This window comes from Novosphingobium sp. 63-713, from assembly GCF_001898925.1.
GTDB lineage: Bacteria > Pseudomonadota > Alphaproteobacteria > Sphingomonadales > Sphingomonadaceae > Novosphingobium.
The window spans coordinates 245,059-270,040 of the sequence record NZ_MKVS01000047.1 but is presented as its reverse complement, the minus strand read 5'-3'; the positions used below and the strand labels follow the sequence as shown (position 1 = coordinate 270,040).

Genomic DNA, 24,982 nt, shown 5'->3' with positions numbered 1-24,982 from the left:
GACCCGGTTGTGATTCACGAAACGATGAGACAGGCAACGCTCTCTTTGGTCCCGCGCAGTTCGATGCCCGCCCTGGTCATGGCCGGGGCTGTGGGGCTGCTTGCGCTGCCCAGCGCGGTGCTGGCTTTTTCCACGCGGTTTGAAACCATCGCTGAAAGCGCCGATTCCCGCGCCGATCAGGACAGTTTCACGCCCAGTGGCCTCGATCCCAGAGTGGCCCGCGCCATGGCCGCGCGCGAGCAGGCCCAGTTCATGCAGGGCAAGGAAGCGCTGTTTCACTTCACCCCGGCGGGGCTCGCCACGCGGCCCGACCGGTCGGTGACGGTGGCGGTGCGGGTGGATGCCGAAACCGCGCGGGCCATCGTCGTGCGCGGCCCGGCGCAGCGGATCGCCGCCCCCGGCCCCAACACGCGCGTGGCGCCCAATGCCTACAATCTTGGTCTCTCGCGCGGGTATCAGAACTTTTCGACACTCACCTCGACCTATTCGCTGCCCGGCAACGATCACGCCAAGCACGATCTGCCCGACCTTTCAGCCTTCCCCCGCGTGGAGAGCGGCAGCGATTCGCGACTGGCGCCCCATATTCAGCTGGTCGATCGTGAAAGGGCGGGCCGCGCGCCGCGCACGCTCGAAAGCCTTGGCGAACAGAGCGTGGATGTGGGCGGGTCCTATCGCGTGACGCGCAATTTCGATGTGACGGCGGGCGTGCGCTATTCGCAGGACCGCGACCGGCTGAAGCCCACCAATGACACCAAATCAGACAGCCAGGCTGTCTTTGTCGGCACGCAATTCCGCTTCTGATCCGCGCCGCCCTATTTGACAGACAATTGGCGTAAAAATCGGCCCAATCGGCGGCGGATTGTAAGTGAACCATTCAATGCTGCAAATGCGTAATTCGAAGATTTACTTCGCAGATGCAGCATATCCCGCAATTTACCTCCACTCTTGCGCTAAACTGCGCAATTTTTGCGTGTCTCATCCTTCTATCTTACTTGCCTCTGTCGCATTGCGCCGATAGCACTTGGGCATCTGCTGTTTTCTGGCCGATTTCTTCTGGAGGGAATGCATGACGCGAGTGGCAATCGTTACAGGTGGTACGCGGGGCATTGGTGAGGCAATCAGCCTCGCGCTCAAGGATCTGGGGTATACGGTTGCAGCGAATTACGCGGGCAATGATGAAAAGGCCAAGGCCTTCACCGAAGCGACGGGCATTGCCGCCTATAAATGGGATGTGGGGGATCATGAGGCCACTCTGGCCGGGGTGGCGCAGGTCGAGGCCGATCTGGGCCCGGTCGACGTTGTGGTCAACAATGCGGGCATCACGCGCGACGGCGTGCTGCATCGCATGACTTTCGAAAACTGGAACGAGGTGATCCGCGTCAACCTTGGCGGCTGTTTCAACATGGCCAAGGCCACTTTCCCCGGCATGCGCGAGCGCGGCTGGGGCCGTATCGTCAACATCGGCTCGATCAACGGTCAGGCGGGCCAGTATGGCCAGGTCAATTATGCCGCCGCCAAATCAGGCATCCACGGCTTCACCAAGGCGCTGGCGCAGGAAGGCGCCAAGTTCGGCGTGACCGTCAACGCCATCGCGCCCGGCTATATCGACACTGAAATGGTGGCTGCCGTCCCCGCGCCGGTGCTGGAAAAGATCGTCGCCAAGATCCCGGTGGGCCGCCTTGGCCATGCCGAGGAAATCGCGCGCGGCGTGGCCTTCCTGTGCAGCGAGGACGCGGGCTTTGTCACCGGCTCGACCATGAGCATCAACGGCGGGCAGCATATGTATTGATCGAATCGCGGTTTTCGTGATGCGAGGAAAGGGCGCGGGTCGAAAGGCTCGCGCTTTTTTGTGCTTTAAGGCAAGTGAATCATGAGGGACTGGCTCCTCGTGGCTCCCATTACTGTCTTTGTTGCGCCAGGGTTTAGACGTTGAGTGTAGAACGCGATGATTTATAAGTCTGCGCCGCAAACAGAGATAACTCCACCGCGCCGCAGGCTTTTAAACATCGCCCCAAATACACCCCATGCCCTTTTGGCACCACCCCATTAACGGGATTGCAAAGGGCCCCCGCCCTTTGCCCGCCGGAGGCAAAAACTCCCGCCGGAGGCATCTTTCCCTTCCTCTCCCCCGTCACTACACTCCCCCCATGCCTCCACCATACCACCCCCCTGTCAAACGCTCGGTCGAGATCGCCGGGCACAAGACCTCGATCAGCCTTGAACCCCTGTTCTGGGACATGCTGCGCGAGGCGGCGTTGCGTGAGGGCGTGTCGGTCAATGCACTGGTGGCGCGAATCGATGCGGAAAGGATTGCCTGCGACACTCCTCCCGGACTGGCCGGGGCGGTGCGGATCTGGCTGGTCACTCAACCATTCGTCGCGGTTGATACACGCCCTGCCCTAGGCTAAAATGCCTAGATTAACCATAGTCATCGCTGCGGGGCCCTTGGCATATCCGTACGTCTGCGGTGACAGGTGAAATGGAGGGGGATTTTTCATGCGCAAGATTCACGCGATTTCGAGCCTCGCCCTGCTGGCCTGCGCACTGTGCAGCCAGCCTGCTCTGGCCGCGACGAAGAAGAAGGCGGTCAAGCACAAGCCGGTTGCAGCCGCCTCTTCCGCCCCGATGGCCGCGGCCAGCCCGGCGCCGGTGATGCAGAAAACACGCGTGTGCGACACCACCAGTTCGACCACCGGAGCCGTGGCGGGCGCCGCGCTGGGCGCGGTTTTGGGCAATAAGGTGATCGATAAAGGCGTGTTGGGCACGGCGGGCGGCGCGGCCGCGGGCGCCTTTGCCGGACAGGCACTGGAACGCACGCTGACCGCCAAGCAGCGCTGCCACGATGTCGAAACTCCGGTTAAACCTTAAACCATCAGGAACGGTTCGTCGTAAAAACCGTTCATCTTGAGTTGAACTTGGTTGGCGCTTTATGGGGTCAGCCAAGTCAAAACAGGAGACGCCTTATGCCGAATTTCATCAAATTGATCGCCATGTCCTCGGCGCTGGCGGTGGTGGCAGCGCCCGTGATGGCCGAAGCCCGCCCTGCCAAGCGCGTGGTCAAGGTTTGCCGCAAGTCGAGCGGCACGGCGGGCCTGATCGCGGGCGGCGCAGGCGGCGCCTTGGTGGGCCATGCCGCGCTGGGCGGTCCGGTCGGGCTGGTGGCGGGCGCGGTGGGCGGCGCCTTTGCGGGCCGCGCGATCGACCGCACGATCACCGCGAAAAAGCGCTGCCGCTATGTCGAGGCGCGCCGATAACACAGGGTTGACCCGGCGGTTCGGATAACCGCCGGGTCCCCAACTCAATCGCCGCCGACGCGCTCGATCTCGGCGCCCAGCAGAGCGAATTTCTCTTCCAGCCGCTCATAACCACGGTCAAGGTGATAGAGGCGGTGGACCGTGGTCTGCCCCTCGGCGGCCAGCCCTGCAATCACCAGACTCATCGAAGCGCGCAGGTCGGTCGCCATCACTTCGGCCCCGGTCAGACGCGGCACGCCATGGACGATGGCCACCCGGCCCTTGGTTTCGATCCGCGCGCCCATGCGGGTCAATTCCGGCACGTGCATATAGCGGTTTTCAAAGATCGTTTCGGTCAGCACGCTGGTCCCCTCGGCGCGGGTCAGCATGGCCATCAGCTGGGCCTGCATATCCGTGGCGAAACCGGGATAGGGCGCTGTCGAGACAGTGACCGGGCGGATCGGGCCATTGGCGGCCACAAAGATGCTGTCCTTGCGCGGTTCGACATGCACACCAGCCTCGCGCAGCGCGGCCAGCGTCGCGTCCATTTCATCGGCGCGCGCGCCCAGCAACTCGACCTCGCCCCCGGTGATCGCGGCGGCGCAGGCATAGGAGCCGGCCTCGATCCGGTCCGGCATAACCTGATAGGTTGCGCCATGCAGGCGCTTTACACCGTGAATGGTAAGTTCCGAAGTGCCGATGCCCTCGATCTGGGCGCCCATCGCCACCAGCAGGTTGCAAAGATCGACGATTTCGGGTTCGCGCGCCGCATTGTGCAGGCGGCAGGTGCCATTGGCCATGCTGGCCGCCATCAGCGCGTTTTCCGTCGCGCCCACCGACACCACCGGGAAAGCATAGCGCCCGCCGGGCAGCCCGCCATCGGGCGCAATCGCGCGGACATAGCCCGAAGTCAGCTCGATCGTGGCCCCGAATGCCTCCAAAACCTTCAAATGCAGGTCGATCGGGCGATTGCCGATGGCGCAGCCGCCGGGCAGCGACACGGTCGCCTCGCCCGCGCGGGCCAGCAAGGGGCCAAGCACGAGAATCGAGGCGCGCATCTTGCGCACCAGCTCATAAGGCGCGGTCGTGCTGGTCAGGCGCGTGGCCTGAAGGGTCATAACCCGACCAAAATCCTCTGGCCTTGTCCCCGCGATGGACGTAGAAACGCCGAACTGGTTCAATAGATGCTGGAACCCGTCCACGTCGGCCAGACGCGGCAGATTGCGCAAGGTCAGGGGTTCCTCGGTCAGCAGCGCGCAAGGCAGCAGGGTGAGGGCCGAATTCTTGGCTCCCGACACCGGAATGGCTCCGGAAAGTCGCTTGCCACCGCGAATGATGATTTTGTCCATCGCCACCGTTTAGGAGGCATTTGTGCTGTCGGCAATGGGCCGATTGTGAAAGGCTGGGGGCGGACTGCGAAAGGCTGGGTCGAAAAAATTAACCAAGTTGTAGAACTTGTATTTTAGGTAAACCTACAGCTACTTCAGCTAAGAAGTCGGGAACGAAAGCGAGAAATGATGATGCATTCGCGTGAAATCAAGCCCGTCCGCAAGGCGGTATTTCCAGTGGCAGGCCTTGGGACGCGCTTTTTGCCCGCGACCAAGGCGATCCCCAAGGAAATGCTGCCTATCGTTGATCGTCCTTTGATCCAATACGCCGTCGATGAAGCGCGCGAAGCGGGCATCGAACAGCTCATCTTTGTGACCGGCCGCGGCAAGACCGCCATCGTCGAACATTTCGACACGGCGTTCGAACTCGAAGCCACGATGGAAGGGCGCGGCAAGTCGCTCGACGTGCTCGAACCCACCCGCATCAAGCCGGGCAATCTGGTCACCGTGCGTCAGCAGGTGCCGATGGGCCTGGGCCATGCGATCTGGTGCGCGCGCGCCGTGATCGGCAATGAACCTTTTGCGATTTTCCTGCCCGACGAGCTGATGATCGGCAAGAAAGGCTGCATGAAGCAGATGGTCGAAGCCTATCACAAGACCGGCGGCAATCTGATCTCGGTGCTCGAAGTCCCGCGTGAGGAAGTGTCGTCCTATGGTGTGATCGCGCCGGGCAAGTCCGAGGGCGATCTGACCGAGGTGACCGGCCTTGTCGAAAAGCCCAAGGTTGAGGCGGCGCCCTCGAACCTGATCATTTCGGGCCGCTATATCCTTCAACCCGAAGTGATGACCGTGCTGGAAACGCAGGGCAAGGGCGCGGGCGGCGAAATCCAGCTGACCGACGCCATGGCGCAGATGATCGGTCACCAGCCGTTCCACGCCGTCACCTTTGAGGGCAAGCGCTATGACTGCGGCTCGAAGGTGGGCTTTGTCGAAGCGACGCTGGCTCTGGCGCTTCAGCGCGAGGACATGGGCGCCGAAGTGCGCGAAATGGCCCGCAGGCTGCTGGGCGAATACACCCCCGCCTGATCGGGCGGCGGGGCAGGCAAGGGCGCGAAGGGCAATCCTCTTCGCGCCCTTTGTTTTGCCCGGACCCATAGCGCAGATACAAGAAAGGCGCGAAGGGATGCCCCTCGCGCCTTTCTTGATGCCGAAACTTTTTACGCCGCCCTCAGGCCGCTTCCTTATCCACCCATTCAGGATAAAAAGCCGGTTCGCGGGTGGACCAGCCCGGCGCGGTGGCCGCCGCTTCGCTGATCGATTGCAACAGTTTCTTGCGCCGTTCGGGCCGGATCTGGGGCAGCGCCGCCGCGGCGCAGAAAGCCGAAGGCAGCCAAGGGCGGATATCAGCCCCCAGCAGGCGCTCGTACAAAAAGCGATAGGCCGAAAATCCGGTGATCTTTTCCTGCGCCAGATCGAAGGCGGTCAGCCGCACCAGTTTGCCCAGAAAGCTTTCGAGCGCATCAAGGTTGGTTTCGCAGGGTTTTTCGCCGCGCAGGGCCTTCAATTCCTGATAGATCACATATTGGCTGCGGATGCTGGCACTTTCCGCCGCATCGCGCGCCCACAGCTTGAAAGCGTCCTGACGCCCCAGCCCCACATCGAGGCTGCGCTTGATGTAACGCTGTTCGCAAGGCGTGAAACCGGCAAATTCGCGCAGTTCGGCGATTGCGAGCGTGGCCGTTCCCGTATGTGCCATCTTCGTGATCCCTCGGCCCGGACGATTCCCGGCCTCAGGTTCAAATTGCGCTCAAGGTCTTGAAAAGACGTTAACCATCTTAAAGAAAGTCATAGGGGGCGCCCATTAGCGCCCCCGCCCTATTTGTTTAGAGAATGCCGATGTCGCCTTAGATCATGCCAGCCAGCGGGCTGGACGGATCGGCATATTTGCGGGTGGCCATACGCCCGGCAAGATAAGCGTCGCGCCCGGCCTCGACGGCCAGACGCATCGCGCGGGCCATGCGGATGGGGTCGCGGGCCTCGGCAATGGCGGTGTTCATCAACACGCCGTCCACGCCCAGTTCCATCGCCACGGCCGCATCCGAAGCGGTGCCCACGCCAGCATCGACCAGCACCGGCACTTTGGCGCCCTCGACGATGAGGCGGATCGTCACCTTGTTCTGAATGCCAAGCCCAGAGCCGATCGGCGCGCCCAAAGGCATCACCGCCACGGCGCCCGCTTCTTCCAACTGCTTGGCAGCGATCGGATCATCGACGCAATAGACCATCGGCAGGAAGCCTTCCTTGGCCAGCACCTCGGTCGCCTTGAGCGTCTCGCGCATGTCGGGGTAAAGCGTGCGCGCCTCGCCCAGCACCTCCAGCTTGACCAGATCCCAGCCGCCTGCCTCACGCGCCAGTCGCAAAGTGCGGATCGCATCCTCTGCCGTAAAGCAGCCTGCGGTGTTGGGCAGATAGGTAACCTTTTTGGGGTCGATGAAGTCGGTCAGCATGGGCGCCTTGGGGTCCGACACATTAACGCGGCGCACCGCCACGGTGACGATTTCCGCGCCCGATGCCTCCAGCGCGGCGGCGTTCTGGGCAAAATCCTTGTACTTGCCGGTGCCGACAATCAGGCGCGACCGGAAAGTGCGACCCGCAACGGTCCAAGTGTCATCTGCGCTCACGTCACCACCTCCCACAAAATGCACGATCTCCAGCACATCGCCATCGGCCAGCGCCACATCGGCCAGCGTGCTGCGCGGCACGATGAGCGCATTGCGCTCGACCGCCACCTTGGCCGGATTGAGGCCGATATCGGCCACGAGGTCGGCCACGCTGGCGCCATGGGCAATCCGGCGCGGCTCGCCATTCACTGTCAGGGAGATCGTTTCGCTCATGCCTCGCGCTATTGCGCGTCAGGCCGCGTGGCGCAAGTTCCGGATGTGGGCAAAGGCGAGAAGAATGACGCCCGGAATGGTCATCGCCATTTCCGGCAGGCCATGCGGCACGGCCAGCCCCATCGCCATCAGCACCAGCCCCACGCAGCCCATGATCAATGGTTCGCGCCGCCCATGCCGCGCCAGCCCAAAGCCCAGCCCCAGCGCGCCAATCGCAATCGCAGCCGCCAGACCATATTCATGCACCCGAGGATCAAGCAGCACGCCGCCGCCAATCCCCAGCAAGCCCACCAGCACCACGCCCGACACGCAATGGATCAGGCACAGCGCCGAAAGCGCAACGCCAAGGCGATCAAGCCGGGCACGAATCAGGGCAAGGGTGGGGGCGAACATGGGGCTTCCGATATGTGATAATGTATCATGTGGCAAGCGTTTCTGTCTTTTCAAGCCCGGCCATTTTTTTAAATCCTGCCCCGGCAGGCTCTTGCGATAAAAAGCCATTCATTGGATCAAGGCCCCCGCCCCCGCCCATCGCGGGCATGGCCCGGAATGCAGGATCAAAGGAATGAAACAAACGTCCAACGCCCGTCCCTTGCTGGTGGCGCGCTGGCTTTGGGCCGTGGCCGCGCTGGTGGCGGGCATTGTGGTGGTGGGCGGGATCACGCGCCTGACCGAATCGGGCGTCTCGATCACCGAATGGAAGCCGGTCAGCGGCGCCCTGCCGCCCTTGACGCAGGCCGCATGGGAGGCCGAATTCGCCAAATATCGCGCCACCCCACAATATATATTGATCAACGGCCCGGCGGGCATGACGCTGGCCACCTATAAGATGATCTTCTTCTGGGAATGGGTGCACCGGCTGCTGGCACGCGGGATCGGGCTGGTCTTTGCGCTGCCGCTGGTGATCTTCTGGGTCCGGCGCCAGATTCCCTCGGGCTATCACCTGCGGCTGGTGGCGCTGCTGGCGCTGGGCGGATTGCAGGGGGCGGTCGGCTGGTGGATGGTCAAATCGGGCATTGCCCATGATGTGAAGGTCAGCCATCTGCGGCTTGCCACCCATCTGGGCGTGGCGCTGTTTACGCTGGCCGGGCTGGTGTGGACGGCGCTCGACCTGCAGGCGCTGGCGCGCGGGCAGAAGCGCAGCCGGTTGACAGGTCTGGGAGCGCTGGCGGGGCTGGTGCTGGCGGTACAGCTGATCTGGGGGGCGTTCACCGCAGGTCTGCGTGCAGGGCACGTCACCGATGAATGGCCGCTGATGAACGGCCATATCTGGCCCGGCCCGACCCAGACCGGCGAGACTTTCCTGCAGGCCATCACCGGCGATCCGGCGATTGTCCATTTCCTGCATCGCTGGTGGGCGTGGGTGGTGGTCGGCGTGCTGGTGGTGCTGGCGCGGGCGCTGAAACAGCGCGGGCGGCGTGAGCCCTCGATCGCCATTCACAGCGCTTTTGGCACCCAGATCCTGCTGGGCATCGCCACGGTGATGAGCGGCGTGTCGATCCCCTTGGCGGTAGCGCATCAACTGGTGGGCGCGCTGCTGCTGGTGGCAACGGTCTGGGGTATGCACGCGCTGGGCAGCGAGCGCTGGTCGTGAGCGTACCTGTTCCTGTGCTGATCTGGTGTCCCTTTCCCGATACCGATAGCGCCAAGGCGGCCGCGCGAGTGCTGGTCGAGGGGGGCCTTGCGGCCTGCGCCAATATCCTGCCTGCGATGGAATCGGTCTATGCATGCCAGGGCGCGGTGCATGAAGGGGCTGAGGTCGGGGTGCTCTTCAAAACCAATGCCGATCTGCGCGAAAGTTGCATCGAGCGCCTGCGGGGCCTGCATCCTTATGAGGAGCCGGCGATTCTGGGTTGGGAATGCCCGCTTTCGCTGCCCGCGACCATGGCCTGGCTGGGCGCGCTGAAAGGGTGAAAAACAAGCGGTATTATTTTACCGTACCCTGAAAAGCCCAGAATGCTTGACTCTTGGGGCCATTTGCAACATTAGCGCCGCCACACCCCCCGCCGCGACCGCGTGGCGGGGTCGTCATTTATACGGGAACCAAAGCCATGAAGGCTCTCACCAAGGTCACCCGGTCGGTCAAGCCGGCTGAGGTGGAAAAGAAGTGGCATCTGATCGATGCCGAAGGTCTGGTGCTCGGCCGTCTTGCCGTCATCATCGCCAACACGCTGCGCGGCAAGCACAAGCCCACCTTTACGCCCCACGTTGACACCGGCGATCACGTCGTCGTCATCAACGCCGACAAGGTGCGTCTGACCGGCAACAAGCTGAAGAACAAGGTGTACTACAAGCACACCGGTTATGCCGGCGGCATCAAGGAAGTGACCGCTGCCAAGGTTCTGGAAGGCCGCTTCCCCGAGCGCGTGATCGAGAAGGCTGTGGAACGCATGATTCCGCGCGGTCCTCTGGGCCGTCAGCAGATGCGTGCCCTGCACCTCTACGCTGGTGCCGAGCACCCGCACGCCGGCACCCAGCCTCAGCCGCTGGACGTCGCTGCCCTGAACCGCAAGAACAAGGTTGGTGCGTAATGTCTGAAGAATTCTCCGCTCTGGCCGAAATCGGCACCGCCGCTCCGGTTGCCGCTGCTCCTGCCGCTCCGCTTCGCGCTCGCGAAGTTGACGCTCAGGGCCGTTCGTATGCCACCGGTCGTCGTAAGGACGCCGTGGCCCGCGTGTGGATCAAGCCCGGCACCGGCAAGATCACTGTCAACGGTCGCGATCAGGAAACCTACTTCGCCCGTCCGACCCTGCGTCTCGTGATCAACCAGCCCTTCGGCGTGGCTGACCGTTCGGGCCAGTATGACGTGGTCTGCACCGTCAAGGGTGGCGGTCTCTCGGGTCAGGCCGGCGCTGTGAAGCACGGTATCGCCCAGGCTCTGGCCAAGTTCGAGCCCGCCCTGCGCGGCGCCGTCAAGGCTGCAGGCTTCCTGACCCGCGACCCGCGCGTCGTTGAACGTAAGAAGTACGGCCGCGCCAAGGCTCGCCGCAGCTTCCAGTTCTCGAAGCGTTAATCGTTTCAGGAATGGCGAAAAGGGGCGGTCCGGCAACGGGCCGCCTTTTTTCATGGGCGCTTACGGCCGCTGCGAGAGCAGACGCGCGCGTTCGGCCAGACGCTCGATGAGATCGGCATGGATCGCGGGCGCCGAGACCGCCACGCCGAACACGCGCGGATCCAGCTTGTTGTAATTGAGCTTGCCCCCCTGCGCGTCGCTGATCGCCGCGCCCGCCTCGCGCGCGATCAGGGCGGCGGCGGCAATATCCCACTCATAGCCCCAGCGCAGAGTCGCCACCAGATCGGCCCGGTCGGCGGCCACCATGGCAATGCGCAGGGCGATGGAATTGGGCTGATCCACCATCGCCATATCGGCATCCTCGGCGGAAAGATTGCGTGTGGGAACGCGCGCGCCCGACAATTGCCCCCGCGTCGAGGCGGAAAGCCGCGCGCCATTGCAAAAGGCGCCGTGCCCGGCCTCGGCCTGCCAGAATTCATTGCGCGCGGGGGCGTGCAGCATCGCCAGCAGAGGTCGGTGGTTGCTGACCAGCGCCACCGAAATCGCCCAGCCGGTGCGCCCCCGGATGAAATCGCGCGTCCCGTCGATGGGATCGACCAGCCAGACCAGTTCGCCCTCGCGCTGATTCGGCGCATCGATGGTTTCTTCCGACAGCCAGCCCGCGCTGGGCAGCAGGTCATGCAATTGCGTACGCAGAAAGGCATCGACCGCCAGATCAGCGCTCGACACGGGGCTTCCGTCCGATTTTCCAAAAATTTCCAGCGCTTTGTTATCGCCCGGCCATTGTTCCATGGCGATCTGCCCGGCTTGGCGGACAATGGCTTCGAGACGCGCGCGATCAAGCATCGGCGGCCCGTCGATAGGAAAGTTTGCAATTAAGAATGATTAGCACATCTTTCCCTTCCCATCGCCCATCACCTGTGCTTAGCCCGCCGCCGACCAAAGGGCCATTAGGCCTGCAATAGCGAGAAGCACCGATGAACGTCCATGAGTATCAGGGCAAGGAACTGCTGGCCAAGTTCGGCGTTGCCATTCCGGCGGGCTATCCGGCCCTGTCCGTTGAAGAAGCCGTTGCAGGCGCCAAGCAGCTGCCCGGGCCGCTCTATGTTGTGAAGTCGCAGATCCACGCCGGTGGCCGCGGCAAAGGCAAGTTCAAGGAACTGCCCGTCGACGCCAAGGGCGGTGTCCGTCTGGCCAAGAGCCTGGAAGAAGTCGAATCGCACGCCAAGGAAATGCTCGGCAACACGCTGGTGACCGTGCAGACCGGCGAAGCGGGCAAGCAGGTCAACCGCCTGTATGTCACCGACGGCGTTGACATCGCCAAGGAATATTACATCTCGCTGCTGGTCGATCGCGCCACCGGCCGCGTCGCCTTCATCGTGTCGACCGAAGGCGGCATGGACATCGAAGCCGTCGCCCACGATACGCCCGAGAAGATCACCACGGTCACCATCGACCCGGCCACCGGCTTCCAGCCGCACCACGGCCGCTCGATCGCCTTCGCGCTCAAGCTGAAGGGCGACACCAACAAGCAGGCGCAGGTTCTGGCCAAGCAGCTGTTCGACGCTTTCGTGTCGCTCGACTGCTCGATGCTCGAAATCAACCCGCTGGTTGAAGACGTGAACGGCAACCTGCTGGTGCTCGACACCAAGATGAGCTTCGATTCGAACGCGCTGTTCCGTCACCCCGACGTGTTCGCGATGCGCGACGAAACCGAAGAAGATCCGGCCGAAATCGAAGCCAGCAAGTATGACCTGGCCTACATCAAGCTCGACGGCAACATCGGCTGCATGGTGAACGGCGCGGGCCTGGCCATGGCGACGATGGACATCATCAAGCTCAACGGCGCCTTCCCGGCCAACTTCCTCGACGTGGGCGGCGGCGCCACCACCGAGAAGGTGACGGCGGCCTTCAAGATCATTCTGTCGGACCCGGCGGTCGAAGGCATTCTGGTCAACATCTTTGGCGGCATCATGAAGTGCGACGTCATTGCCGCGGGCATCATTGCCGCGGCCAAGGACGTCAACCTGTCGGTTCCGCTGGTGGTTCGCCTTGAAGGCACCAACGTCGAACTGGGCAAGGAACTGCTCAACAATTCGGGCCTGCCCATCGTGGCGGCCAATGATCTGGGCGACGCTGCCAAGAAGATCGTCGCGGAAGTCAACAAGGCCAAGTAAGCCTTTTTTGATTTTCGGGAAAAAGGCCCCGCGGCGCATCGGCGCTGCGGGGCCATTTGCATGGGCGGCCTGCGGGCGCCGCTTGCGCAAAAGGATCATGCGGGGCAGCGAGGCTTTCTTAAACTTTTGCATGGCAGTGTGCGTCCATGAGTGCTCGAGTCCGCGCCTTGCTCCTGCAATATTTCGGGCAAAGCCTGTTGCTGTGCCCGATCTATTTCGCCAGCGCGCTGCTCGCCCTGCAGCTGACGCGCTTCAATGGCGGGGTGGCGATTGTCTGGCCGGCGGGCGCGGTGCTGTTCTCGGCATTGGCGGCGATGCCGCATCGGCGCTGGGCCATGGCGCTGCTGCTGTGCTTTCCGGCGGGGGCTCTGGCGATTGCGCTGCGCGGGTTTGGCGGGGCCTATACGCTGCCGCTGACGCTGGCGGGATTGTTCGAGGCATGGCTGGCCGCCAGTCTGCTGCGCCATCTTTCTCCGCGTTTTACCCGGTTTGAATCGATCCGCGATGTGGTCAGTTTCCTGCTGGTCGCCGGGGTGATTGCGCCTGCCGCCTCAGCCTTTATCGGCGCATGGGCGGCCCATGGGGCCACGGGCATCCCCTTTTTCAACGCATGGCGCGACTGGTTCGGCGCCCATGCGCTCAGCCTCGTCACCTTTGCCCCGCCGATCTTTCTGGTGCTGCGCCGCCGCCGTCTGGATGCGGCCAAATTCCGCCGCGAACGCCTGGGCGAAGCGCTGGTACTGATGGGCGCGGTATCGCTGGCCACGCTGGCCACGTTTGGGCAAAACCGGATTCCGCTGGTCGTCGTGCCGCTGGTGCCGATGGTGGCGGCCACGTTCCGGCTGGGGCGGATCGGGGCGGTGGCCTCGCTGCTGGTCCTGATCTGCGGCGGGTTGATCGGCACGATGACGGGCCATGGGCCCACGATGCTGCTGCATCTCGATATGCCGACCAAGCTGCTGGTGCTGCAGATCTATTTTGCCTGCGTGGTGCTGATCCTGCTGCCGGTGGCGGCCGAGCTGGAATCGCGCCGCCGCCTGATGCAGAACCTGCGCGATGCCGAAGCCCTGCACCGACTGATCGTCGAGCGGACCGGCGATGTCATCATGCGGGTCAATCTGGATGGCACCTTGCGCTCGGTATCGGAGGAAGGAGCCCGGCTATGGGGCTATCAGGCCGAGGAACTGGTGGGCCGCTCGGCCTATGATCTGGTCCATCCCGAGGACGAGCAGGCCGTGTTCGACGCCCGCTTTCAAGCGCTGTGCGAGCCGGAGGGCACCGTGGCGGTCGAATGCCGGGTCATGCGCAAGGATGGCGGATCAACCTGGGTGGAAAGCCATATGTGCGCTACGCTGGACCCGCGCGGGGTGCCCAACGGCACGGTGTCGATCATCCGCGACAATTCAGCGCGGCGGCGGCTGATCGAAAATCTGGCGCATGAGGCCAATACCGATCCGTTGACCGGGCTTGGCAACCGGCGCGCCTTTGACCGCGCCATGGCCCGCGACAGAAAGGCGGGCGGAAGCGGTTGTCTGGCCCTGTTCGACCTGGATCATTTCAAGCGGATCAATGACGTCTATGGCCATGCCACGGGCGACCGCATCCTGACGATGTTTGCCACCTTGCTGTGCGGGACAGTGCGCGCGGGCGATGTGGTGGCGCGGCTGGGGGGCGAGGAATTCGGCGTGCTGCTGCGTGATGTCTCGCTGGAGCAGGCAGGGCTGATCTGCGAAAGGGTGCGCACCCGTCTGGCCGAGAGCGAGGGGCGCTCGATTCTGGGCGAAGTGGTGCGGGTGACGGTCAGCGTCGGCCTGACCCCGCTGAACGCCGACATGCCGCCCGAGGAGGCTTTTCGTCAGGCCGATGCCGCGCTCTATCGCGCCAAAGGGGCGGGGCGCAACCAGATGGCCATCGCGGCCTAATCGGCCATGCGCAGGTCATAGGCGACCTGCGCCTGCGCCACCGCGCCCATCCGTGTTTCGGCCCAATCAATCAGCCATTGCAGCGCGCCCAGCAATTCGCGCCCCAGCGGGGTGATCGCATAGGTCACGCTGACCGGCACGGTGGGTTCGACATGGCGGGTGATCAGCCCGTCGCGTTCGAGCGTGCGCAGGGTCTGCGCCAGCATCTTTTGCGAGATGCCGTCGACCCGGCGTTTGAGAGCGCTGAAGCGCATCTCCCCCTCGCCCAACATACCGAGCAGCAGGATGCTCCATTTATCGCCCACCCGGTCCAGCAATTGCCGGGTGGGGCAATTGCGCGCGAAAACATCGCCGCGTTTCGAGGTGGTTACGTGCGGGTAAGCTGGTGAAAGAAAAGTGCTCTCTTGCATGATACGTTTCCATAGCACACTTGGTTTCCATTAGAAACCTGATGGAGCATCAAAAATGAAAGTTGCAGTGTTGGGCGCCAGCGGCCGCGCAGGATCGGAAATCACCAGGGAACTGGCCGCGCGCGGGCATCAGGTGGTGGCCATCGCCCGCAAGCCTGAAGCGATCCCCGCAGCCGACGGCGTAAGCGCGGTGCAGGGTGATGCTTCGGACCCGGCGGCTCTGGCCGGATTGATCGCGGGCGTCGATGCGGTGATCAGCGCGCTGCATTTCGATGTCCCGGCGCAGACGCTGCTGTCCGCTCTGCGTCAGGCGGGCGTTGGCCGTTTGCTCGTCACGGGCGGCGCGGCCAGCCTGAAACTGCCCTCGGGCGAGCGCCTGATTGACGGGCCTGACTTCCCCGAGGCGTGGAAGGGCGCGGCCATGGGCGGGATCACCTTCCTCGACGATCTGCGCGCCGTAACCGACATTGACTGGACCTTCTTCTCGCCCGCCGCCTTCATCTTTGAAGGGCCGCGCCTTGGCACCTATCGCGGCGGCAAGGACGATCTGGTCGTGGACGAGGCGGGTGAGAGCAAGATCAGCTTTGCCGATTATGCCATCGCCATGGTCGACGAGCTGGAGGCCCATAAGCACCCGCGCGCCCGCTTTACCGCAGCCTATTAATCCAGAATGCGATAGGGGATGAAGCCGCGCTGGTTCGTGGTGATGTCGATGGGCTTGTCATTGGGCGGATAGGCGCGCTGATGGCAATCGTGGCGCGAACAGATGCGGCAGGAAATGCCGATCCGCGCCACCGCCTCCTCGCATTCCAGATTGAGCGTGTCGGCATAGATGAACTCGCTGGCCAGCGTGACTTCACACCCCAGCACCACCGCATAGCGGCGCGGCGGGCGGAAATAGGCGTCCGAGGGTTTGACCAGCCCCTTGGCGAGGAAGACAAAGCGCCGCCCCTCGGGCATCTCGGCCACTTGCAGATGGATGCGGTCGGGGATGGCCACGGCCTCATGCGCGATCCACAGCGGACAGGCGCCGCCGAAACGCGCGAATTGCAACCCGTTGGCCGCGTGGCGCTTCGTAATATTGCCCGCCATGTCGATCCGGCAAAAGGCGATCGGCACGCCGCGCTGGTGGGGCCGTTGCAGGTTGGACAGGCGGTGGCAGGTCTGTTCAAAACTGGTGCCGAAAATCTGGCGCAAGCCGTCAATATCATGGCGCAGCCGCCGCGCCGCATCGCGAAACGGGCGATAGGGCATCAGCAAAGCCCCCGCCGCATAATTGGTAAGCCCCACCGAAAGCAGATTGCGCGCGGTTTGCGTTCGCATCCCGCCCTTTTCCACCGTCTCGGCGATCTCCTGCGCCAGCGCGATGGCGCAAAGCTGATAGGCCAGTTGGAAGCGCAGGCTCTCATGGGGCTGGCCCGCATCCAGCGTCAGTTCGCGGCGGGCCTCGTCATAGCGGCGGATCGGCGCGCCGGGCAGATGGCGCAGGGTGATGCCCTGCCGCTCGAACCATGCGGTCAATTGCGCGGTGTCGGGCGTAGGCAGATGGCGCGCAAGGGCGCCTGCCATGGCCTCGGCGCTGGAATCGATCAGATGGACGTAATTGTCGGCCAGATGGAACCAGTCACGCACCTCCTCCCACGGCAGGCGTCCGCCCGACACGCTGTCGGCCCCCAAGGCTTCATCCATCGCGGCCAGACGCTGCGAATCGCGTTTGTGCAGGCGGTAGAGATGGGCAAATTGCTCGGCAAATTGGGGGAACTGGTCGGCCACGCGTTCGATCTGATCGGCGGGCAGGTCGCCCAGCAACGGATCGGCAGAGGCCTCCAGCAATTCGGTGACAACGGGCTCGACCGGGGTTTCGGCCATGTCGGCCCAATCCACCGGGAAGATTTCGCGCACCCTTTCGGCCAGCGCCAAGGTCATCGGCCGCGTGTCATTTTCCAATTGCGAGAGATAGGGCGTGCTGATCCCCAGCCTTTGCGCCAGTGCGCCCTGTTTCAGGCCATGGTCCTCGCGCAGGGCTTTAAGGAATCGCCCCGCATAGAGCCGCCTTTTCATGATGTCCTCTCGCTAATTTTTGCAAATTCTTCCTTTGCAAATTTGCAACATTACTGTGGACGGGTCAAGATGAATGGCGCATCGCGGCCTCAAGTGGTTTTGCAAGAGGATACCCGATGAGCGCGAATGTGGCGGAGATGGAGCGGCGGCGGGCAGCGGCCCGGATGGGCGGCGGCCAGAAGCGGATCGATGCCCAGCATGCCAAGGGCAAGCTGACCGCGCGCGAACGCCTGAAAGTGCTGCTCGACGAGGGCAGCTTTGAAGAAGTCGACATGTATGTCGAACACAATTGCGTCGATTTCGGCATGCCCGACAACACGATCCCCGGCGACGGCGTGGTCACCGGGTCCGGCACGATCAATGGCCGTCTGGTTTTCGTGTTTTCGCAGGACTTCACCGTGTTTGGCGGGGCGGTTTCCGAACGCCATGCGATGAAGATCTGCAAGATCATGGATATGGCGATGAAGGTCGGCGCGCCTGTCATCGGCCTTAACGATTCGGGCGGTGCGCGCATTCAGGAAGGCGTGGCCTCGCTGGGCGGCTATGCCGAGATTTTCCAGCGCAATGTGCTGGCCTCGGGGGTTGTGCCCCAGCTCAGCCTTATCATGGGCCCTTGCGCGGGCGGCGCGGTTTACTCGCCCGCCATGACCGACTTCATCTTCATGGTGAAGGACAGCTCCTATATGTTCGTCACCGGCCCCGATGTGGTCAAAACCGTCACGAATGAAGTGGTTACGCAGGAGGAACTGGGCGGCGCGATCACGCACAGCACCAAGACCAGCGTGGCCGATCTGGCGCTGGAGAATGATATCGAGGCGCTGCTGACGGCGCGCGAATTCTTCGACTTCCTGCCTCTGTCGAACAAGGAAGAAGTGCCCGAGCGCCCCAATGCCGACCCGTGGGACCGCCTTGAAAACAGCCTCGACACCGTGATCCCGGCCAGCGCGACCCAGCCTTATGATATGAAGGAAGTGATCCGCAAGACGCTGGACGAAGGCGATTTCTTTGAAATCCAGCCGGGCCATGCGGGCAATATCATCTGCGGTTTTGGCCGGATCGAGGGCAAGACGGTGGGCGTGGTCGCCAACCAGCCTTTGGTGCTTGCCGGCGTGCTGGACATCAATTCGTCAAAGAAGGCGGCGCGTTTCGTGCGCTTCTGCGATGCGTTCAACATCCCGATCCTGACCTTCGTCGACGTTCCCGGCTTCCTGCCCGGCACCGCGCAGGAGCACAACGGCATCATCAAGCATGGCGCCAAGCTGCTCTTCGCCTATGCCGAGGCGACCGTGCCCAAGATCACCATCATCACCCGCAAGGCCTATGGCGGGGCCTATGACGTGATGGCCTCGAAGCATCTGCGCGGCGACCTCAATTACGCTTGGCCCACCGCCGAAATCGCGGTGATGGGGGCCAAGGGCGCGGTGGAGATCATCTTCCGCGGGTTGCCCGCCGAGGCGCAGGCCGAAAAGGTCAAGGAATATGAGGACCGCTTCGCCAACCCGTTTGTGGCGGCAAGCAAGGGCTTCATCGACGAGGTGATCCACCCGCATTCCACCCGCCGCCGGATTGCTCTGGGCCTGCGCAAATTGCGCAACAAGGCGCTGGAGAACCCCTGGAAGAAGCACGACAATATTCCGCTCTAAGCGGGGAGGATGCCATGAAACTCGGACGCCTCAACCATGTTGGTGTGGCTGTGCCTGATATGCAGGCCGCCATTGCCTATTACCGCGATGTGATGGGCGCCAGCCTCATCACCGAGCCTTTCGACATGCCGGAACAGGGCGTGAAGGTGGCCTTCGTCAACACGCCCCAGCAGCCGGGCGCGCTGGGCACTGATGGTGGCACGCAGATCGAGCTGATCGAGCCGCTCGGCGAGAGCAGCCCCATCGCGGGCTTCATCGCCAAGAACCCCGCCGGGGGCCAGCACCACCTCTGCTATGAGGTCGAGGATATCGAGGCCGCCCGCGAATGGTTCACCGCGCAGGGTAAACGCATCCTCGGTCCCACGCGCATCGGCGCGCATGGCACGCCGATCTTCTTCCTGCACCCCAAGGACATGCTGGGGCAGCTGACCGAAATCATGGAGAGGTCGCATGAGCAGCATTGATAACTGGCAGGCGCTCGCCGCCAAAGAGGTCAAGGGCAAGAACCTTGATTGGCAGACGCCCGAGGGGATCACGGTCAAGCCGCTCTATACCGCCGATGATGTGAGCGTGGACCCCGGCCTGCCCGGTTTCGCGCCCTTCACGCGCGGCGTGCGCGCCAGCATGTATGCGGGCCGCCCCTGGACGATCCGCCAATACGCAGGCTTTTCCACCGCCGAGGAATCGAACGCCTTCTATCGCCGCAATCTGGCGGCGGGGCAGAAGGGCCTGTCGGTCGCCTTCGACCTTGCCACCCATCGCGGCTATAATTCCGACCACCCCCGCGTGGTGGGCGATGTCGGCAAGGCAGGCGTGGCCATCGATTCCGTCGAGGACATGAAGATCTTGTTCGACGGCATTCCCCTTGGCGAAATGTCGGTGTCGATGACGATGAACGGCGCGGTGATCCCGATCCTGGCCTTCTTCATCGTCGCGGGCGAGGAACAGGGCGTTCCCACCGAAAAACTCGACGGGACCATTCAGAACGACATCCTCAAGGAGTTCATGGTCCGCAACACCTATATCTATCCGCCCGAACCCAGTATGCGGATCATTTCGGACATCTTTGGCTATACCAGCGCCAATATGCCGAAATTCAACAGCATTTCGATCTCCGGCTATCACATGCAGGAGGCCGGCGCCACGCAGGTGCAGGAACTGGCCTTCACCATCGCCGACGGCATCGAATATGTGAAATATGGCGTGGCCTCGGGGCTCGACATCGACAAATTTGCCGGGCGGCTGAGCTTCTTTTTCGCCATCGGCATGAATTTCTTCATGGAGGTCGCCAAGCTACGCGCCGCGCGCGTGCTGTGGCACCGGGCGATGACCAAGCTGGGCGCAAAGGATGAACGCAGCAAGATGCTGCGCACCCATTGCCAGACCAGCGGCGTCAGCCTTCAGGAGCAGGACCCGTATAACAACGTCATCCGCACCACGATCGAGGCCATGGCCGCGATGCTGGGCGGCACGCAGTCGCTCCACACCAATGCGCTCGATGAAGCCATCGCGCTGCCCACCGATTTCTCCGCCCGCATCGCGCGCAACACGCAGATCGTGATTCAGGAAGAAACGGGCATGTGCAATGTGGTCGATCCGCTGGGCGGGTCCTACTACATTGAATCGCTGACCCAGCAGTTGGTGGATAGCGCCCAAGCCATCATCGACCGCGTGGAAGGCGAAGGCGGCATGGCCAAGGCCGTGGCCGCCGGTTGGCCCAAGGCGATGATCGAGGAAGCCGCCGCCGCGCGCCAAGCCCGCGTCGACCGGGGCGAGGATGTCATCGTCGGCGTCAACAAATACCGTCTGGCCACCGAAGACCGGATCGAGACACTCGAAGTCGACAACCGTGTCGTGCGCGAGGCCCAGATCGCCCGGATCAAGGCGGTCAAGGCCGCCCGCGACGAGGCCGCCTGTCAGGCCGCCCTGCGCGCCATCACGCAGGGCGCGCGCGAGGGCGGCAACCTGCTGGCGCTGGCCGTCGAGGCCGCCCGCCACCGCGCAACGCTGGGCGAAATCAGCGCCGCGATGGAAGAGGTCTTTGGCCGCCACGGCACCGTGCCCACCCCGGTCAAAGGCGTTTACGGCGCGGCCTATGCGGGCGATGACCGCTACCAACAGATCCTCGATGGCGTCGAGGCCGTTTCCCGTCGTCTGGAGCGCAAGCCCCGGATGCTGGTGGCCAAGATGGGGCAGGACGGGCATGATCGCGGGGCCAATGTCATTGCCTCGGCCTTTACCGACATGGGCTTTGACGTGACCAGCGGCCCGCTGTTCCAGACGCCCGAAGAAGCCTGCGCGCTGGCGCTGGAAAAGAATGTCGACGCGGTGGGGGCCTCCTCGCTTGCTGCAGGCCACAAGACGCTGATCCCGCAACTGATCGCTCTTTTGCGTGAGGCCGGACGACCCGACATCAAGGTCGTGGCAGGCGGCGTCATCCCCCCGCAGGATTATGAATTCCTGCGCGAGGCGGGCGTTCAGGGCATCTATGGTCCGGGGTCCAACGTGCTCGATTGCGCGGCCGACATGCTGCGCCTGCTGGGCCACAATATGCCGCCGCTGGGCAGCGAACTGGAAAAGGCGGAGTAAGACGCATGTTCAAGAAAATCCTCATCGCCAATCGCGGCGAAATCGCCTGTCGCGTCATCAAGACCGCGCGCCGGATGGGCATTGCCACGGTGGCGGTCTATTCCGACGCCGATGCGCGCGCGCCTTTCGTACAGATGGCCGATGAAGCCGTGCATATCGGCCCCTCGCCCGCCGCGCAGTCCTATCTGATTGCCGACAAGATCATCGAGGCCTGCAAGGCCACCGGCGCCGAGGCGGTCCATCCCGGCTATGGCTTCCTGTCGGAACGTACCAGCTTTGCCGAGGCTTTGGCCAAGGAAAACATCGCCTTCATCGGCCCGCCCGTCGGCGCCATTGCCGCGATGGGCGATAAGATCGAATCGAAGAAGCTGGCAAAATCGGCGGGCGTCAATGTCGTCCCCGGTTTCGTGGGCGAGATCGAGGACACCGACCATGCCGTGCGGATTTCCGATGAAATCGGCTATCCGGTGATGATGAAAGCCAGCGCGGGCGGCGGCGGCAAGGGCATGCGCCTTGCCTATAACGAACAGGACGTTCGCGAGGGCTTCCCCGCGGTCAAGCGCGAGGGGCTGAATTCCTTTGGCGACGACCGGGTGTTCATCGAGAAATTCATCCTCAATCCGCGCCATATCGAGATCCAGATCCTGGGCGATAAGCACGGCAATATCCTTTACCTGAACGAGCGCGAATGCTCGATCCAGCGCCGCCATCAGAAGGTGGTCGAGGAAGCGCCCTCGCCCTTTGTCAGCCCCGCGATGCGCAAGGCGATGGGCGAGCAATGCGTCGCGCTGGCCCGCGCGGTGGGCTATTACAGCGCAGGCACGGTCGAACTGATCGTTTCGGGCGCGGACAAGAGCGGCGAGAGCTTCTACTTCCTTGAAATGAACACCCGCCTTCAGGTCGAACACCCCGTCACCGAGGCGATCACCGGCATCGATCTGGTCGAACAGATGATCCGCGTGGCCTATGGCGAGAAATTGGCCATGACGCAGGAGGATGTGAAGATCGACGGCTGGGCGATTGAAAACCGCGTCTATGCCGAAGACCCCTATCGCGGTTTCCTGCCCAGCACGGGCCGCCTCTCGCGCTATCGCCCGCCCGTTGAAGGCTGGACCGACGATGGCGCGGAAAACGGGCGCCGGGGCATTGACGGCGTGCGCGTGGATGATGGCGTCTATGAAGGCGGCGAAGTTTCCATGTTCTATGACCCGATGATCGCCAAGCTGGTGACTTGGGGCGAGACCCGCGACGAGGCCGCCGACAAGCAGATCGCCGCGCTCGACCAGTTCGAGATTGAGGGGCTGGGGCACAACATCGACTTCGTTTCGGCCATCATGCAGCACCCCCGCTTCCGCAGCGGCGAGCTGACCACCGGCTTCATCGCCGAGGAATATCCCGAAGGCTTCCACGGCGCGGCGACCGATGCGCAGACTTTGGCCCATATCGCGGCGGTTTCGGGTTTTGTCGCCACCGCGCGGGCCGATCGCGCGCGACAGGTCGATGGACAATTGGCCGCTAATCTGGCCCCGCCTTCGGAATGGTCGGTCAAATTGGCGGGCGAGACCTTCGCCGTCAGCGTCGATGCCGACAGCGTGCGCGTCAATGGCGCGCAGGTTGATCTGGCGATGGAATATACGCCCGGCGACCACCTGATCGTGGCCGAAATCGGCGAGGAAGTGCTGGGGCTCAAGATCGAGATCACCCGCACCGGATTGAAAGTGACCACGCGCGGCGCGATCCACAAGGTCGATATCCTGCCCGCCCATGTCGCGGCTCTGGCCGATCACATGATCGAAAAGATCCCGCCGGATCTCTCGAAATTCCTGATCTGTCCGATGCCGGGGCTGCTGGTGTCGCTCAACGTCAAGGAAGGCGACAAGGTCGAGGCCGGTCAGCCGCTGGCCGTGGTCGAGGCGATGAAGATGGAAAACATCCTGCGCGCCGAAAAATCGGCCACCATCGGCAAGATCAATGCCAAGCCCGGCGAGAGCCTGCCGGTCGACTACATCATTCTGGAACTGGAATAGAGTTAAGGCGAGGCGGCGGGGGGCCTTCGTGCTCCTCGCCGTTTATTTACCCGATAATTCGGCGTCCAGCTCGATCAGGCGCCGACAGGCCGCCAGCGCGCCCGGCGCATCATCGGCCGCCAGATTGGCCGCATAGGCCGCGCATTCGCGCTGTCCCTCACGGGTTTTCTGAAATCCGGCCACCATGGCCAGCGGACGCAACAGTTCAAGCCGCGCCGCCCAATCTTCATCATCGCGACTGAGCAGATCGAGCGTTTTAGTGTAAAGACACTGAACAGCTTCACCACGATTGCATGCCCCCATACAATCGCAATTGATGGCCTGAGCAGTAGCCTGCACATCCTTTAAGTCAAAATTAATCATAGGGCCTGTAATCCCGCTTATCTGCGCATCACAGATTGCAAGCATCAACGCATGACGTGCAAAATCGTTCCTATATTAGCTTCTCTATAGAGTGAAGCAGCAATCCGACGATTCCACCGACCAGCGTGCCATTGATGCGGATAAATTGCAGATCGCGCCCCACCGCGCCCTCGATCCGTTCCGAAACGGTACGCGCATCCCACCGGCGCACCGTGTCCGACACCAGTTTCACAATGCCCGCCCCATGCCGCACGGCCAGCCCCGCCAGCGAACGGCGCGCGAATCGGTTAACCTGATGGCGCAGGCGGGCGTCGGTCTGCAGCCCTGCACCAAATCCGGCAAGGCCCGCGCCCATCCGCCCCTGCAACAACCCGCCCGGATGGCTCAGCGCATCGAGCGCCGCGCCGCGCGCGCGCTCCCACAAGCCGTCGATCCACGCCCCCATGGCGCGATTGGCCAAAATCTCGCCCTTCATCCGCGCCACCTTGGCCTGCATCGCCGGATCATGGCGCAGATCATGGGCCAGACCCGCCAGCAGGTCCTCCAGCTTGGTCCGCAGAGGATGGTGCGGATCGACAATGCATTCGGCCAGCAGCTTATAAAGGCCATCAAGGATCGTATTGGCCAGCGTCTCGTCCAGCCCGGTCCAGCGCAGCAGCGTATGCGCGCGGTCATGGATCATCTGGCGCAGGATGTCCTCGTTGGCCTCCAGCGTGATCCCGGTCCAGCGCAGCATGGCCTCGATCACACCGCGATGGCGGCCGTCGGCCATCGCCCCTTCCAGCAATTGGCCCAGCAAGGGCGCCAGATCGAGCCGCTCCAATTGCCCGCGCACGGTGGATTTGAGCATATCGCCCAATTGTTCACCCGGCAGCGATTGCAGCATATCGCCCAGCAGGCCTGCCGCCCCCTGACGCAGGCGCGGCTCTCCCGCGCCACTTTCGCCCGGATCGGTCAGAAAGCCGCCCAAGGCCCCCGCCACATCCAGCCCCGACAAACGCCGCGCCACAACCTGAGGCGTGAGGAAATTGTTGCGCAGGAACCCCGCCATACTGTCGGCGATCTGGTCCTTCTTCGCCGGGATGATCGCGGTATGCGGGATGGGCAAACCCATGGGATGGCGAAACAGCGCCGTCACCGCGAACCAGTCGGCCAGCGCGCCCACCATCGCGGCTTCGGCAAAGGACTTGACCCATTCCCAGCCCGGATTCAGCGGCGCAAAATGGCGCGAGAGCAGGTAAAGCCCCGCCATGCCCACCAGCAACCCATGCGCCAGCCAGCGCACGCGGGCGGCCTGCCGGTTGCGCGGCTCGCTCTCCACG

The 24,982-nt window shown here is 63.2% G+C and carries 26 protein-coding genes; 17 read left to right on the top strand and 9 right to left on the bottom strand.

Annotation, left to right across the window (positions count from 1 at the left end; translation table 11 throughout):
- Window positions 1–63 precede the first annotated feature (63 nt).
- From BGP00_RS19750 to BGP00_RS19730, 5 genes are all read left to right on the top strand, one after another.
- A complete protein-coding gene (locus BGP00_RS19750; protein ID WP_168603352.1) occupies window positions 64–801 on the top strand; it encodes a hypothetical protein in 738 nt (245 codons plus the stop codon).
- A gap of 265 nt (window positions 802–1,066) precedes the next feature.
- Window positions 1,067–1,789: an acetoacetyl-CoA reductase gene (gene phbB, locus BGP00_RS19745; protein ID WP_168603351.1), complete on the top strand. Its 723-nt coding sequence runs from the start codon at window positions 1,067–1,069 to the stop codon at window positions 1,787–1,789.
- Between the two features lie 358 nt (window positions 1,790–2,147).
- Window positions 2,148–2,408: a ribbon-helix-helix domain-containing protein gene (locus BGP00_RS19740; RefSeq protein ID WP_292688373.1), complete on the top strand. Its 261-nt coding sequence runs from the start codon at window positions 2,148–2,150 to the stop codon at window positions 2,406–2,408.
- Between the two features lie 88 nt (window positions 2,409–2,496).
- A complete protein-coding gene (locus BGP00_RS19735) occupies window positions 2,497–2,868 on the top strand; it encodes a glycine zipper 2TM domain-containing protein (protein WP_292688371.1) in 372 nt (123 codons plus the stop codon).
- Window positions 2,869–2,963: 95 nt separating this feature from the next.
- Window positions 2,964–3,254, top strand: a complete 291-nt coding sequence (locus BGP00_RS19730) for a hypothetical protein (RefSeq protein WP_168603349.1) — start codon at window positions 2,964–2,966, stop codon at window positions 3,252–3,254.
- Window positions 3,255–3,298: 44 nt separating this feature from the next.
- Here BGP00_RS19730 and murA read toward each other — a convergent pair whose 3' ends face one another.
- Entirely contained in the window at window positions 3,299–4,582 is a 1,284-nt protein-coding gene (gene murA, locus BGP00_RS19725) for a UDP-N-acetylglucosamine 1-carboxyvinyltransferase (protein ID WP_292688369.1), read from the bottom strand.
- 168 nt (window positions 4,583–4,750) lie between these two features.
- Here murA and galU point away from each other — a divergent pair, with 168 nt between their 5' ends.
- Entirely contained in the window at window positions 4,751–5,647 is an 897-nt protein-coding gene (gene galU / locus BGP00_RS19720; RefSeq protein WP_168603347.1) for a UTP--glucose-1-phosphate uridylyltransferase GalU, read from the top strand.
- Between the two features lie 142 nt (window positions 5,648–5,789).
- Here galU and BGP00_RS19715 read toward each other — a convergent pair whose 3' ends face one another.
- The 3 genes from BGP00_RS19715 to BGP00_RS19705 form a co-directional block, all read right to left on the bottom strand.
- The gene (locus BGP00_RS19715; protein ID WP_168603346.1) at window positions 5,790–6,317 is read right to left on the bottom strand and encodes a hypothetical protein; all 528 of its coding nucleotides are present in this window, start codon (window positions 6,315–6,317) and stop codon (window positions 5,790–5,792) included.
- Between the two features lie 148 nt (window positions 6,318–6,465).
- Window positions 6,466–7,455: a sulfur carrier protein ThiS gene (gene thiS / locus BGP00_RS19710; RefSeq protein ID WP_292688366.1), complete on the bottom strand. Its 990-nt coding sequence runs from the start codon at window positions 7,453–7,455 to the stop codon at window positions 6,466–6,468.
- An 18-nt stretch (window positions 7,456–7,473) separates the two neighbouring features.
- Window positions 7,474–7,848, bottom strand: a complete 375-nt coding sequence (locus tag BGP00_RS19705; protein WP_292688364.1) for a MerC domain-containing protein — start codon at window positions 7,846–7,848, stop codon at window positions 7,474–7,476.
- Window positions 7,849–8,020: 172 nt separating this feature from the next.
- On the opposite strand from BGP00_RS19705, the gene BGP00_RS19700 reads away from it, so the two are divergent.
- The 4 genes from BGP00_RS19700 (at window position 8,021) to rpsI (ending at window position 10,468) form a co-directional block, all read left to right on the top strand.
- On the top strand, window positions 8,021–9,049 hold the full coding sequence (locus tag BGP00_RS19700) for a COX15/CtaA family protein (RefSeq protein WP_292688362.1): 1,029 nt from the start codon (window positions 8,021–8,023) through the stop codon (window positions 9,047–9,049).
- Window positions 9,046–9,369, top strand: coding sequence for a divalent-cation tolerance protein CutA (cutA, locus tag BGP00_RS19695; protein ID WP_292688360.1), 324 nt, complete (start codon window positions 9,046–9,048; stop codon window positions 9,367–9,369). The genes BGP00_RS19700 and cutA overlap by 4 nt, the downstream gene beginning before the upstream one ends.
- 137 nt (window positions 9,370–9,506) lie before the next feature.
- On the top strand, window positions 9,507–9,986 hold the full coding sequence (gene rplM, locus BGP00_RS19690; RefSeq protein ID WP_168603342.1) for a 50S ribosomal protein L13: 480 nt from the start codon (window positions 9,507–9,509) through the stop codon (window positions 9,984–9,986).
- Complete coding sequence (rpsI, locus tag BGP00_RS19685; RefSeq protein WP_168603341.1) at window positions 9,986–10,468, top strand: 30S ribosomal protein S9; 483 nt, start codon at window positions 9,986–9,988, stop codon at window positions 10,466–10,468. Before rplM ends, rpsI begins: the two co-directional genes overlap by 1 nt.
- Window positions 10,469–10,528: 60 nt before the next feature.
- On the opposite strand, the gene BGP00_RS19680 is transcribed toward rpsI, so the two are convergent.
- Window positions 10,529–11,314, bottom strand: coding sequence for a 3'(2'),5'-bisphosphate nucleotidase CysQ (locus tag BGP00_RS19680; RefSeq protein ID WP_292688357.1), 786 nt, complete (start codon window positions 11,312–11,314; stop codon window positions 10,529–10,531).
- Between the two features lie 131 nt (window positions 11,315–11,445).
- Here BGP00_RS19680 and sucC point away from each other — a divergent pair, with 131 nt between their 5' ends.
- A complete protein-coding gene (gene sucC / locus BGP00_RS19675; protein ID WP_292688354.1) occupies window positions 11,446–12,645 on the top strand; it encodes an ADP-forming succinate--CoA ligase subunit beta in 1,200 nt (399 codons plus the stop codon).
- 146 nt (window positions 12,646–12,791) lie between these two features.
- Window positions 12,792–14,567, top strand: coding sequence for a sensor domain-containing diguanylate cyclase (locus BGP00_RS19670; protein WP_292688353.1), 1,776 nt, complete (start codon window positions 12,792–12,794; stop codon window positions 14,565–14,567).
- Here BGP00_RS19670 and BGP00_RS19665 read toward each other — a convergent pair.
- The gene (locus BGP00_RS19665) at window positions 14,564–14,977 is read right to left on the bottom strand and encodes a helix-turn-helix domain-containing protein (protein WP_292688351.1); all 414 of its coding nucleotides are present in this window, start codon (window positions 14,975–14,977) and stop codon (window positions 14,564–14,566) included. The genes BGP00_RS19670 and BGP00_RS19665 overlap by 4 nt on opposite strands.
- Window positions 14,978–15,032: 55 nt before the next feature.
- Here BGP00_RS19665 and BGP00_RS19660 point away from each other — a divergent pair, with 55 nt between their 5' ends.
- Entirely contained in the window at window positions 15,033–15,641 is a 609-nt protein-coding gene (locus BGP00_RS19660; protein WP_292688349.1) for an NAD(P)-dependent oxidoreductase, read from the top strand.
- On the opposite strand, the gene BGP00_RS19655 is transcribed toward BGP00_RS19660, so the two are convergent.
- Window positions 15,638–17,038, bottom strand: a complete 1,401-nt coding sequence (locus tag BGP00_RS19655) for a short-chain fatty acyl-CoA regulator family protein (RefSeq protein ID WP_292688347.1) — start codon at window positions 17,036–17,038, stop codon at window positions 15,638–15,640. The two genes, BGP00_RS19660 and BGP00_RS19655, sit on opposite strands and share 4 nt — an antisense overlap.
- A 116-nt stretch (window positions 17,039–17,154) precedes the next feature.
- On the opposite strand from BGP00_RS19655, the gene BGP00_RS19650 reads away from it, so the two are divergent.
- The 4 genes from BGP00_RS19650 to BGP00_RS19635 are packed head-to-tail and all read left to right on the top strand — an operon-like array spanning window position 17,155 to window position 23,297.
- The gene (locus BGP00_RS19650) at window positions 17,155–18,681 is read left to right on the top strand and encodes an acyl-CoA carboxylase subunit beta (protein ID WP_292688346.1); all 1,527 of its coding nucleotides are present in this window, start codon (window positions 17,155–17,157) and stop codon (window positions 18,679–18,681) included.
- 14 nt (window positions 18,682–18,695) lie between these two features.
- Window positions 18,696–19,145, top strand: coding sequence for a methylmalonyl-CoA epimerase (mce, locus tag BGP00_RS19645; RefSeq protein ID WP_292688344.1), 450 nt, complete (start codon window positions 18,696–18,698; stop codon window positions 19,143–19,145).
- Window positions 19,132–21,270, top strand: a complete 2,139-nt coding sequence (gene scpA / locus BGP00_RS19640) for a methylmalonyl-CoA mutase (protein ID WP_292688342.1) — start codon at window positions 19,132–19,134, stop codon at window positions 21,268–21,270. The genes mce and scpA overlap by 14 nt, the downstream gene beginning before the upstream one ends.
- Window positions 21,271–21,275: 5 nt before the next feature.
- The gene (locus BGP00_RS19635) at window positions 21,276–23,297 is read left to right on the top strand and encodes an acetyl/propionyl/methylcrotonyl-CoA carboxylase subunit alpha (RefSeq protein ID WP_292688340.1); all 2,022 of its coding nucleotides are present in this window, start codon (window positions 21,276–21,278) and stop codon (window positions 23,295–23,297) included.
- 42 nt (window positions 23,298–23,339) lie between these two features.
- Here BGP00_RS19635 and BGP00_RS19630 read toward each other — a convergent pair whose 3' ends face one another.
- Together BGP00_RS19630 and BGP00_RS19625 are read right to left on the bottom strand one after the other, a co-directional pair.
- A complete protein-coding gene (locus BGP00_RS19630; protein ID WP_168603330.1) occupies window positions 23,340–23,705 on the bottom strand; it encodes a hypothetical protein in 366 nt (121 codons plus the stop codon).
- 25 nt (window positions 23,706–23,730) lie between these two features.
- The gene (locus BGP00_RS19625; protein WP_292689201.1) at window positions 23,731–24,912 is read right to left on the bottom strand and encodes a DUF445 domain-containing protein; all 1,182 of its coding nucleotides are present in this window, start codon (window positions 24,910–24,912) and stop codon (window positions 23,731–23,733) included.
- Window positions 24,913–24,982: the final 70 nt, after the last annotated feature.